The 12,269-nt window shown below is 46.2% G+C and carries 7 protein-coding genes; all 7 read right to left on the reverse strand.

Translation table 11 applies throughout. From position 1 onward, the window contains the following. Positions 1-145 precede the first annotated feature (145 nt). The 7 genes from SD450_RS16325 to SD450_RS16355 all read right to left on the reverse strand — a co-directional run bounded on the left by SD450_RS16325 (position 146) and on the right by SD450_RS16355 (position 12,209). Entirely contained in the window at positions 146-1,645 is a 1,500-nt protein-coding gene (locus tag SD450_RS16325) for an aminotransferase class V-fold PLP-dependent enzyme (protein ID WP_318345522.1), read from the reverse strand. Then, the gene (locus tag SD450_RS16330; protein ID WP_318345523.1) at positions 1,635-3,608 is read right to left on the reverse strand and encodes a protein-disulfide reductase DsbD family protein; all 1,974 of its coding nucleotides are present in this window, start codon (positions 3,606-3,608) and stop codon (positions 1,635-1,637) included. The genes SD450_RS16325 and SD450_RS16330 overlap by 11 nt, the downstream gene beginning before the upstream one ends. 186 nt (positions 3,609-3,794) lie before the next feature. Beyond that, on the reverse strand, positions 3,795-4,976 hold the full coding sequence (locus SD450_RS16335; RefSeq protein WP_318345524.1) for a TlpA disulfide reductase family protein: 1,182 nt from the start codon (positions 4,974-4,976) through the stop codon (positions 3,795-3,797). Between the two features lie 17 nt (positions 4,977-4,993). After that, a complete protein-coding gene (locus tag SD450_RS16340) occupies positions 4,994-6,400 on the reverse strand; it encodes a RagB/SusD family nutrient uptake outer membrane protein (RefSeq protein ID WP_318345525.1) in 1,407 nt (468 codons plus the stop codon). A 15-nt stretch (positions 6,401-6,415) separates the two neighbouring features. Further along, a complete protein-coding gene (locus SD450_RS16345; protein WP_318345526.1) occupies positions 6,416-9,994 on the reverse strand; it encodes a SusC/RagA family TonB-linked outer membrane protein in 3,579 nt (1,192 codons plus the stop codon). A gap of 197 nt (positions 9,995-10,191) precedes the next feature. Further along, a complete protein-coding gene (locus tag SD450_RS16350) occupies positions 10,192-11,400 on the reverse strand; it encodes a FecR family protein (RefSeq protein WP_318345527.1) in 1,209 nt (402 codons plus the stop codon). 152 nt (positions 11,401-11,552) lie between these two features. Next, on the reverse strand, positions 11,553-12,209 hold the full coding sequence (locus SD450_RS16355; RefSeq protein ID WP_318345528.1) for an RNA polymerase sigma factor: 657 nt from the start codon (positions 12,207-12,209) through the stop codon (positions 11,553-11,555). Positions 12,210-12,269 lie beyond the last annotated feature (60 nt).

Here is a 12,269-nt window from a genome sequence, read left to right on the forward strand (position 1 = left end):
AAATGCTTTTTGCAGGGGAAGCAGGATGTGTTGTGCAACCTCTTGTATGCGCTTACCCCCCACAGGCTATAATCACCTTTTATAATTCACTTGTTGTTTTGTTTATCCTTTATATGCTATTTCTGAATTCCTTGGGAACGCAGGGCTACAGCTCAAAAAAAGAAGGGTGCCCGGAACTTGCATGTGTCCCGTGGAGGTATTCAAATTCATTGGTCATGGGATTGTACTGGTAATCCTTTTCCCATTCGTCCTTGTTCTGTACGATGCTCCGAATGGCCTCTGTGATATAGGTCACCTCCAAGTCCTCCATAACGGGATGTAGGGAGACACGGACCCATCCTGGTTTGTTTTCGAGGTTTTTCCCATCAATGCCGTCCATGATTTGTGAAGACCTTGCTTGATCTATCCCAAAAAGGTAGTGGGCAAAGGTGCTGGCGCACGACCACCCTCCCCTGACCTGGACCCCAAAGCGGTCATTGAGCAAGCGGACCATCAAATTATAATGGATGCCCTGTATGTTAAAGGACAGACAGCCGATACGCTGGGTATGTTCATTTCCCAAATAATGAATTTCCCCAAGATCCTTGAGTTTTTCCCGAAAAAGACGCAGTAACGCTTGTTCTTTTATCGCCATGAATTGGGTATCCATTTTCTCTTTCAATTGGATGGCAAGGGCGGCCTTAATGGTTTGGATGATACCGGGTGTACCCCCATCTTCCTTGGTCTCCAAATCCTCAAAAAACCTATGCTTTCCCCAAGGTGTGGTCCATTTCACGTTACCACCACCGGGTATCTCTGGCACCTCATTCCTATACAGATTTTTATTGAACACCAAAACCCCACAAGCCCCAGGACCTCCCAGAAATTTATGGGGCGAAAAGAAAATGGCATCCATCCGACATTCTGGTTCATTGGGGTGCATATCGATATCCACATAGGGGGCGGATGCGGCAAAGTCAAAGAAACAGACCCCTCCATGGGCATGCATGGTCTTTGCCAAACCCTTGTGGTCAGTCACCTCCCCGGTCACGTTGGAACATGCCGTAAATGCCCCAATTTTATAGGTTCGGTCCTTGTATTCCCCCAAAAGATCATTCAGCTTTTCTGGACAGGGCATCAAATCCTCCCCGGGAGGTACAATAACGATATCGGCCATGGTTTCCGACCAAGACACCTGGTTGGAGTGGTGTTCCATATGGGTAATGAACACGACTGGCACCGCTTTGGGGTCGGATGGCCGTGGTCCTTTAAGGCCCATAATTTGCTGTAAGCGGGCCAATGCCCCCGTCATTCCATTGCCCGTGGTCACCAGCACATCATCCGCATCGGCATTCACATGTTTTTTGATGCGATCCCGAGCCTCCATATAGAGGTTGGAAGTCACTTTCCCCGTCTCGCTCGAATAGGAATGTGTGTTGGCAAAATAAGGTCCCAAAGTATCCGTGATCCTTTCTTCAATGGGACGGTATAACCTTCCGGTGGCGACCCAATCGGCATACAGTATTTTTTGGATGCCAAAGGGGGATTCAAAATATCCGTTATTGCCGATTACACCCTTTCTGATTTCCCTAAAGTGTGCTTCCAAATTCATGTCCGTTTGCAACATATTGTCCATAAGATCTTTAATAAATCCATTACTGTCCATAGTTGTCGATACCCTGCCTCAACCAAGATCCATACGCTTCTACATCCGGGGTGTACCCCACAGGGGCATTGAGCTTTTCCCCTTCGTGATCCACCAACACATAGTAAGGTTGGGCATTGGCCCTATATTCCCTGATCTGGAAATCGCTCCACTTGTTCCCTATCGTCTTGATTTTTTTTCCCGTTGCCGTGGAAACATATTGCTGATCCTCCGGCAGCTCACGCTTGTCATCCACATACAGGGAAATCAGTACTACTTCTTCGTTCAAGAGCTTCAATAGGCGTGGTTCGCTCCATACCCTTTCCTCCATTTTTCTACAATTCACACACGCATGCCCCGTAAAGTCGATCAAAACAGGCTTGCCCACCGTTTTAGCATAGCTCATACCTGTTTCATAATCGTTGAAGGAGACAATATCATGCGGACCATATGTTGCCCCTTCGGGAAGAGGCCCATGTGAAGATGACCCTCCGCCCATCTGGGCATAACCAACACCGTTTGGGGATTCACTGTAATGCATGGGCGGGGGAAAACCACTGACCAACTTCAGGGGAGCACCCCAAAGACCGGGGACCAAGTATAGGGTAAAGGCAAGTGTGAGCAGTCCCAATCCCAGTCTGCCAACGGAAATATGTTGGACGGGGGAATCATGGGGTAATTTGAGCTTGCCAAAGAGGTACATGGCCAGTATTCCAAAAATGGCGATCCAAATGGCCAGGAACACTTCCCTTTCCAACCAATGCAACTGTAAAACCAAATCGGCGTTTGACAAAAACTTAAACGCAAGGGCCAGCTCCAAAAAGCCCAGAAAGACCTTAACGGAATTCAGCCATCCGCCAGATTTCGGAAGGGAGTTCAACCAACCGGGAAAAAGCGCAAAAAGCATAAAGGGCAGTGCAAGTGCCAAGGAGAAACCGAGCATACCTATAATGGGTGCCAATCCCCCCTTACTTGCCGCCTCGACCAGTAGGGTTCCCACGATGGGACCCGTACAGGAAAAGGACACAATGGCCAGGGCCAGGGCCATGAACAGGATACCAATGACACCGCCCTTGTCCGCTTGTTTGTCCACTTTGTTTGCCCATGTATAGGGCAACACAATCTCGAACGCCCCAAGAAAAGACGCCGCAAAAACGATAAGCAGTATAAAAAAGATCAGATTGAACCACACATTGGTCGAAAGGGCGTTCAAGGAATCCGCACCGAAAATAGCGGTTACCATAGACCCCAACACCACATAGATCAATACGATTGAGAACCCATAAAAAATAGCATTTTTGATTCCCTGTGGGCGGTTTTTGCTCTGTTTCGTGAAGAAACTGACCGTCATGGGTATCATCGGGAACACACAGGGCGTCAGCAAGGCTGCAAAGCCAGAAATAAAGGATATAAAAAAAATGGTCCACAGCCCTTTCTGGTCTTCGGTCCCTTTATTGACCACCGTCTCGTCATTGGTATCGGGCAAAACGTTGTCCGGCACCTGATCACTGTCCGTGGATCCGCCGGCCTGCTGTCCATTCAGGACAAATAACAGTTCTTCCTCGGCAGGGGGCAGGCAACGCGTATCATCGCATACCATATATTCAACAATGGCACTGATAGTGGTCAGATCCCCGTCAGTGGTCACCTGCTGCCTGAACACGGCCTTATCCTCGAAGAACTTGATTTCCATTTCAAATACGGGGTCGTAGACCGTATGACCCTCATCTTCGGTGGTGTTTCCAATAGTGGTGAAAGATCCGTCCTTGGAATCAAACCCGAAAGTTGTGGCAACGGGTCCATCCTTGGGTACGGTCTGGGAATACAAATGCCAGCCTGCATCAATGCTTGCCGTGGCGACCAGTTCATAGGTTGTCTCCGACGTTTTGTTCACGGTGGTTGTCCATTTGACCGGAGCAAGAATTTGCGCAGTCCCCATCCATGCAGAAAGCAAGAGCACTACAAGGCCGATATATTTTTTCATTATTGCTGAGTGTTAACTGTAGGACAATGGCGCAAAAGGGATTGTTTGGGCAAACAACCCCTCTCGCCATTTTCCAATTTTAGTCTTTGGCTAATTCAAATAACTACTAAATCAGGAAGGTGTATGGGCAAACGATGACCAAAGGTCATAGCGTCGCCCTATAACTTATTGTTCCGTTCAGGACCGTCAGTTCAGAAGCTCGGCCAATTTCTCATCCAGTTCCTTGCCCCGAAGATTTTCCGCAATCACAACGCCATTCCCATCCACTAAGTAGGTGGCTGGAATTGTTTTCACATTGAATTCCTTGCTCAGGTCACCATTGTCCAAAAGGTTGGGCCAACCCATATTTTCTTGGCCCAAAGCCTTGATCCAGGCGTCTTGATTCTTGTCAATGGAAACGCTCAAGATTTCGAAGCCCTTGCCCGAAAACTCGGCGTAGGCATTTTTAAGATTGGGGATTTCCTTGCGACAGGGGGCGCACCATGACGCCCAAAAATCAATAAGAACATACTTTTTCCCGGAAATAATGTTCTGGGTGTCAAAGGATTCACCATCCTTGTCCTTCAGACTGTGGTTGGATACCTTTTCCCCGATGAATCCTTTCGGATATACGGATTCGTGGACCAACTTCCCATAGAGGCTATTTTTGGCCTCTTCGGAGAACGCATCATAGATGGGTGCTTCGTCGGGGGTCAAATAGGTGTACTGGTGCATCATAAAAAAGGGGCCCCACCAAGAATCACCATGATCGGAAATGAGTTTTTGGGAGGTTGATTTTACTTTATCAAAAAAAGCATTCTCAACCTTTTCCATTTCCTTATATGCCGACGTCCCCATCAGTGAGTCCAGGACTTTCTTATTACCATTCTTCCTTGCGTTTCCCAGTAAGTTGCTCATGTTTTCCGTGGACTTTCGCATGGCATCATACTCATCTTCCAGTTCCTTTTTGAAAGCCGTTTTTTCTTTATAGTAATCATGGGCCTCCGAGCCTTCAATTTGGATATTGGTCACATTGATTCTTTTACCTTCTGTATTATCCATTTTGGCGGAAGCTGTGAACTTAATCTTTGAATTCTCCAGCATCACCGGAACAAATCCTTGATTATCCCCGAACACCACGTAAAAAAAACGGGGTTGATCGAGGCTCCCTGTAAAATTGAACCTGCCGTCCTTAACTGTGGTCTCCGCTATCGGCTTTTCGTTGGAATGGGTTGCCCCGGGTACCAATTGTACCGCTGTCCCGTTTGTGAGACCGGATACTTCGCCTTCCAATTCAAAGGAATCTTCAAGCTTTGCCCCTTCCTGCTTACAGGAAGCAAGGAAAATTATCAGGCACAAGCCCAGCATTTTATATATATTATGAATCATTTTTGATAGGTTTTAAATTATTTTTCAACGTTTTGGGTGATGGTCCCATTTCCAGGGTTGTCGACTGCACCTTGGGGGAAGGGCATGGTCCACAAATGCGATTCCGGGGACAAGCTATAGGATTGCCCATTGTACTCTTTCGAAAATCCGATCGTATAGGTACCTTCGGCATTCAACCGTCGGGCATCGCAGAAAGGAATCAAGGTCAAAATAAGTTCGTTCATCTTGGTTTTGATGATGGCCTCCATGGCCTGGGCCTCGTTGCTTGCGGTCAAGTCCACATAGGCTTCAGGCAATATCCTGGTCTTTCTGACCTGATTCAGGATATCCATCGCCGCTCCCCATTGATCGGCACGGGCCAGACATTCGGCCTTGATCAAATAGATCTCCACTGTGGTGATGCCCCCATAATTGAAATAACCCGACACCGTGGCGTTGTAAAAGGTCTCCGCTCCCACTGTCCTTATCTTCCATCGGGAAAGAAAACGGGCATCCCCTGTTTCAAACCTTTCAGCACGGTGGACCGGAATGTTGTTTTCCGTGGTAAAGCGGGTAAGGGCCCCGTGTCTAAAATTGTAGTTCTCCACATAGTCAAATCCCATGGGCGAAGGCTTGCCCACGTAGGATTCGGGATCCTCGATGACCATCGCATTGGCTTGATAATAGGCAGTCCAGTCGTATAAGCTGTTATTCTCTTCCAAAGCTCGATCGGCATTGGCGAGTGCATCATCATAATTTCCCATTTGGAGGTGGAGCCGTGCCAAAAACGCATAACCTGTCCCCAAATTGGGGTGTAGTACGGTCGCAGATTCAATGGGCAAATAAGGCAGGGCCTCTTCCATATCGGACAACATAAAATCGTACATCTCTTGAATACTCACCTGTTCGCTGGGCGCATTGATATCAGCACTTGTAATCAGGGGGACGGATAATTTCTGGGATGCGTTGGACGCTTCATAGGTATCTACATAGAAATTGACCAGGTTGAAATAGCTCATGGCCCGCAACACCTTCGCCTGCGCCCAGAGCACACGTTGTTCCCCTTCAGAGGTCTCGGTAGTGGTCAGTGCATTTTCAATGATCAAATTGAAGGTCGAAATACTGGCATAACTATTATAATAGGTGGATTCGTCCGAACGGTTCAGGGCAATACGGTCCGCGGATTCGTCCCATAGATAATTTGCCTTGTCCAAAGGGTTGAAGGACAGGGTGGATTCACTCAAAAACCTATCGTTCAATAAGTTCAAAGCCTGATTGACATTGACGCTATGATTGGTGTATTCATAACGGACAAAGGCTTCATAATCGGCCAATGTCAAGGGGGTCTTGGATCCTTTTGGGATATCGTCCAAATACTCTTCGCAGGAAGACAGTCCAACGAGCATTACCAAAGGGCATATGAGGTATATATATATGTTTTTCATGATCTTACTTTTTGTTTACAGGTTTACATTGAATCCAAGGACAAAATTGGGAGTCTGGTATCCACCCAATAAATACTTGGCATCCCTACTCTTGGCCAAGGTGAACACATTCTCTACATTAAAGTTCATCCGTAGCCCTTTCATGCCGAGTTTGGAAACGAGCTCGGATGGCATTCTGTAGGCCAATGATACGTTGCTCAGCCTAAGATGGGAGGCGTCCAGAATATTGATGTCCGCATAGGAATAAATAGACCTTAGGTCGTAGCTATACTCCGGGTCATACTCATAGACCACTCTGGGCACATCCGTAAGGGCTTCATCACCTGGGTTCTTCCAACTATCCTCAATGCGATTGTTCACCGGTCTTATATTGGTAATGTATCCACCGGCCGCACCCGAATAGTTGTTGTCAAACATGGGCAGGAATGTATTTCTGATCTTATGTCCCATCCCATAAATGAAGAGCGCTGACAGTGAAAAATCCTTGTACGTAATGGAGGTATTGAAAGATCCACTCTGGATGGGAACCGTGGTGCCATAATCCTCAATGGCTTCAAGTTCCCCTGGATTGTAGGATACAGGGGTCTGTTCCGCATCATACACTTGGGGCAAACCGGTACTGCTCAACCCTGCCCATTTATAGGCATATATGGAGTTATAGTTTGTCCCGATCCTAGGGAACTCGGACGGATAGTCCAATTGGAGAAAGTACACTGGGGCTTCCACATTGACATAGGTCACCTCATTTTTATTATGAGCGAACATCACCCCTACATCCCAGGAAAAATCTTCGGTCCTGAAAATATTCCCGTTCAAGGTAATCTCTACCCCACGGTTGACCATTTCCCCATTGTTCAAGGTATATGTGGAATAGCCCCAACCTTCTGTTGGCACACCTTGGCTGTTCGCCAAAAGATCTTCACCTTTCTTGTGATAATAGTCCACGGTTCCGTTCAGCCTATTTTTAAAAAAGGAGAAATCGACCCCAACATTGGCCGTAGTGGTCTTCTCCCATGATAACTGGGGATTGGGCCTGGAACTCACATACCCCTGTATGCCTCCAACATTATTGTTGGAGGAGTAACCCGCCGTTAGATAGGGAGCGGAATCTTTGGCTACATTCCCTCCAATACCATAGGAAAAACGCAGCTTTAGCCTATTGATCCAGTCCTTTTCCAAAAAGGATTCATTGTGAAGGTTCCATCCTGCCCCGGCCGACCAGGTCGGTTTGTTCTGATATTTATTATCGGTACCCCATAAGTTGGAACGGTCCCATCGAAGGCTTCCAGTCACCGAATACCGTGAATCATAGGTATAGCCCGCATTGCCGTATACGGAAACATAGCGGTTGAGCAGTTCCCTTTCCACGGAAAAATCATTTTGGCTCAGATATCCACCAAACACCGAACCGTAAACCTGTAGTAAATCTGCTTGATTGATCGGTGTATAGGTTAACGTTTGGGAATCATACCCATATCGGGTATGCTCACTGTATTCCAATTTGGAGTGCCTCACTTCCGTACCGGCAATGGCACTCACATGGTGGACGCCATTGAACAATTTGTCAAAGTTCAGTTGTTGACGGAAATTGTATGCGTTGGAATATTGGTTGCTCCTATCGGAAATATCGCCATAGGGCAAATTAAATAGGGCTTGGTTTGTCGGTGATATGGTCACCAAACCATTGACCAAAGACCGTACTGCATAGGAATCGGAACTTCTCAATTGTTCCGAACGGTCAACCCCGTATTCATATTGGAACATGGCGTTATAGGAAAAGGCATCACTGATCTGAACGTCCAATTTGGCAAAACTTCTGTTCAAAAAGTTTTTTCGTTCCCTGATGTTCCTCCCCAATTCTTCCATGGGCGTTATATCCATACTGTAAAGACCATAGGTATCCATGGACTGTAGGGTAAAAGCACTGTAACGTGATTCAGCGGTTGACACAAAAGGAGAGCCATCGGCATTGACCAATCCATTGTAGGGCTGATAAACGAATTGTGGGTTCAAAGCGTTGTACGTTTGTTCATTTCCATTGTTGAAGAACATATAGGTGCCCACATCCAAGGTTAACCAATCGGTGAGCTGTGCCGTATTGTTCAAGTTGATGCCCAATGATTGTTCATCCGAATATATATCTTCGAACTTATTGTCCTTATAGGTAGCTGAAGCATTGAAACTGTTGTTGTCAGATGCCTTTGCGAACCGGATATTGAATTGTTGGAAATATTGATCCCGTTTGGCGTATTTGTCGAGTTCATCATAATATCGGAACCCAGATGCTGCCAAACGATTCAGTGTATTGTTCATTTGGGTCTCTGAACTGTTGCCTGCATAAAAATTCAGCAAGGTCTGCATTCCTTGGCTGGTGTACACCGCATTGTCCAATAAAGAGGAGGCATAAGAGGCCGCTCCCCCACCTTCAAGATTGGGGTTGCCATTGGCCCATTCCCGCTCAAAACCAACAATGGCTTCGGAACCGGTCAGGTTGCCTGTATAATACCTGTAAGGGGAAAGGGTCAAATTACTTGAGAACGACACATTGGTTTCCCCAGCCTTGGCCTTTTTGGTCAATATGACCACCACCCCATTGGCTGCACGGGCCCCATATATGGAGGTGGCCGCCGCATCCTTAAGGACCGTTATACTTTCTATATCTTCAATGTTGATGTTGGGTAGGTTCTCTTCCAAAGTGTAGTTGGCATTATACCTGGTCTGTTCCACAGGGAAACCATCAATAACGAACAAAGGGGTCGTTAAACCGTTCATGGAGGTCACGCCCCGGACAACCCCGTCACGAAGCCCTACGACCCTACCCTCCAACACTGCATCAAGACTGTTCAATCGTTGTGCCTGAAAATCTTCCGAGTCCAGCGTGGAATAGGAGCCCGTGACCCGTTCACTTGAAATGGTCTGATACCCGGATTGGATGACCACCTCCCCGAGTTCTGTAGCACTTTCTTCCAAGGTTACATCGATCTCAGTTCCCAAACCCACGGCAACTTCTTTGGTCTTAAATCCAATATAGCTGAACACCAGAACATCGCCTTCGTTCGCTTCAATCTGGTATTTTCCGTTCTCATCTGTGGCAGTCCCCTTTCGCGTCCCTTTGACAATGATAGTCACGCCCAACAAGGGAATTCCCTTCTTGTCGGACACCGTTCCCGAAATTTGGGTTTCTTGGTCCACCTCTACTGTGCCCTGATGGGTTGGAAGGGGATTATCCTTCCTTTGGGTGAGCACGATGTGCCTATCGATTATCTTGAAGTTGGTATTGGAGCCGGTAAAAACTTTTTGAAGCACATTTTCAATCCGCTCCTTGTCAACGTGAATGTCAACCTTCCTATCCACATTCAGTTCTTCACTGCGGTAAAAAAACCGAAACTCCGTGGAGGATTCTATCTCTTCAATAATTTCAAAGATACTGGCAGACTTCATGTCCAGACTGATCTTGGTGGTCTGGGCATAACCGGTTTCCGCTTGCATCTGAAAAAAAACGATCAGAAAAAATGTCAGTGTCAGTTTCATCTTTAAATCGAACAATGGGGCAATGGTGCACCAGTGATTCGACACGGGTTTAATTTTTTTCATAATTTTAATTTGGTTTTAGTTATCAGACTTAAATCATTTTTTTTCATCGGGGGGTGTTGGAGCACCCCTCGATTCTTTTCATACCCCTCCAATTGCTATATGTAAATCAGGAATGGTTGGGCACTGATCAAACCTTATGGTATCCCTAGGTTCAATGTCATTTGTTTTGGTGCATAGGCTATCGGTGTTTTTGTTAGTTAGTTGTTTGTAATGGTGATGGTATCCCCCTTTCTGGTATAGTTGAACGGGGTATGTTCTTGACAGATTCCCAAAATTTTCTCCAAGGGTTCCCCATAGGCAAAGGTTCCCGTAAACTCCATGTCGTTCAAGGCCACATATTGGTTATCAAACTGTACGTCAAAATTTCGTTCCAGTTCCTTTAGGATAAGTTCAAAGCGATCGTCCACGAACACCAGCTTGCCTTGCTTCCACCCAATATACTTGTCGATGTTGGCCGTTTCCACTTCGATGGCGCCATTATCGTAAACCGCCCTTTGCCCTGGAACAATGGTAATGGGTTTGGTACCCTCTATGTTATTGGAATGGTACACCCCGACACTTCCTTCAACCAATACCGTAAAGGTGTTGCTTTCATTTTTGTAGCTCGACACATTGAACTCGGTACCGTACACTTGGGTGTTCATATCATCCGTCACCACGGTAAAGGGCCGTTGCTCATCCTTGGAGACCGAAAAATAGGCCTCCCCGTCCAAGAAAACATCCCTTGCCTGACCTTTCAAAAATGTAACAGGATAGCGAAGTTTAGATCCCGAATTCAGAAAGATATGGGAACCATCGGAAAGGACCACTTCAAATTTCCTTCCATAGGGCACGGTCAATTGGTTGTATACCAGTGTTTGTCCATTCTCGTTATCCATGTTGTCATACACCAGTTTATCATATTGCTGATTGACCACACGGCCACCTTCCGATGTGGTGATTACCCCTGACTGACCTTCATCAATGACCTTGATGGAACCATCCTGCAATTCCAGTGTGATTTGTGGTCCGGTTTCCATGGGAAGGTGCTGTTTCGATCCAAGTGAGCCGTAAAAATAGAGGCCTAAGGAAAGAGCCATGATACCGAGAAAAACAGCTGCGACCCGCATCATCATTCTGAATGTGGTATTGCCCGACCTTTTGCTTAGACTGGTTTTTGTGGATTTTGCCCTTTGGTCAACGATATGTTGCCACATGGCATCAAAATCTTCCCTTGAAAGCCTGTCCCCATCACTGGCCAACAGGCGTACCATTTGTTTGGCCTCGTTGACCACTTCCTTCTTGTCCGGGTTACGGGACAGCCAATTGTTCCAAAAATTATCGGTCATGGTATCGCTTTGCAGCACCCATTTTTGGAAATATTCATCTTGGATAAAGTCATCCAGTTGATAATTTTTGTATTTCATTTTCATCCTTAATTTGAATTGGGGACTGTGCCATTTTATAGTAAGAGGGGAAAAATGACTTTTTACTTCGATTTTTTTCATCTTTTTTTAAAAAAAGATGATTTAACCCAATGTTTTAGGGCAATTGAAAGCGAAAAATTAAATGGTAAACTCTAGAGAAGGAACAAAAGTGCCGCAACAAAAAGAAAGGTTCCAAGTGAGTTGCGCAGTTGATGGATGGCCCTGGCCATCAGATTATAGACCGCCTTTTTATCCATTTCCATCGCTTCTGCAATTTCTTGATAGCTCAATTGTCCATAATATTTTAAATGGATGATCTCTTTTTGGGCTTGGTTGAGGGATGAAAGGGCCTTCTTTACTTTTTTACGTTGCACATCGAATTGTTGCCTTTCAATAAGACTGCGCTCCGGTGAGGGTTCCATTTCATGAAGAAAATCACCCTCGACAGAATCTGAGGTAACCTTTCGCAATTTAACGGCTGTCGCAATTAGCTTTCTTCTCAAGGACTTATAAAGATAGGATTTGATCGACCTTACCTTTCCCAGTCGCTCCTTGGCATCCCATAGCTCCACAAAAAGATCTTGGATGGCGTCCATGACCAATTCCTTGTCCCTGACCAATTTCAGCCCATAGCTATAGAGTCGGTCCGCATTGTTCTTGTAAATGGTCGCAAAGGCTTCCTCACTCCCAGACTGAAATTCATTCCAAAGCTGCACATCAGAGGGAGCCGGTACATGGCCGGTCTCCAGCTTATGCACCCGAGGTGTGCTGTCTCCTTGGTCCCTATTATCTGAAAAGTCTAATATCAATTGAAAAATAGGATTTACTGGATTTCATGGGGTCATGATATTGATAAAGGTAAAATAAAA

Origin of the sequence: Flagellimonas baculiformis (genome assembly GCF_033441575.1) — a bacterium.
Taxonomy (GTDB): domain Bacteria; phylum Bacteroidota; class Bacteroidia; order Flavobacteriales; family Flavobacteriaceae; genus Flagellimonas; species Flagellimonas baculiformis.

Excerpts from the sequence above, each read along its gene's own strand:
- SD450_RS16325 (WP_318345522.1), bottom strand. The coding sequence starts at position 1,645 with ATGGACAGTAATGGATTTATTAAAGATCTTATGGACAATATGTTGCAA.
- SD450_RS16330 (WP_318345523.1), bottom strand. The coding sequence starts at position 3,608 with ATGAAAAAATATATCGGCCTTGTAGTGCTCTTGCTTTCTGCATGGATG.
- SD450_RS16335 (WP_318345524.1), bottom strand. The coding sequence starts at position 4,976 with ATGATTCATAATATATATAAAATGCTGGGCTTGTGCCTGATAATTTTC.
- SD450_RS16340 (WP_318345525.1), bottom strand. The coding sequence starts at position 6,400 with ATGAAAAACATATATATATACCTCATATGCCCTTTGGTAATGCTCGTT.
- SD450_RS16345 (WP_318345526.1), bottom strand. The coding sequence starts at position 9,994 with ATGAAAAAAATTAAACCCGTGTCGAATCACTGGTGCACCATTGCCCCA.
- SD450_RS16350 (WP_318345527.1), bottom strand. The coding sequence starts at position 11,400 with ATGAAATACAAAAATTATCAACTGGATGACTTTATCCAAGATGAATAT.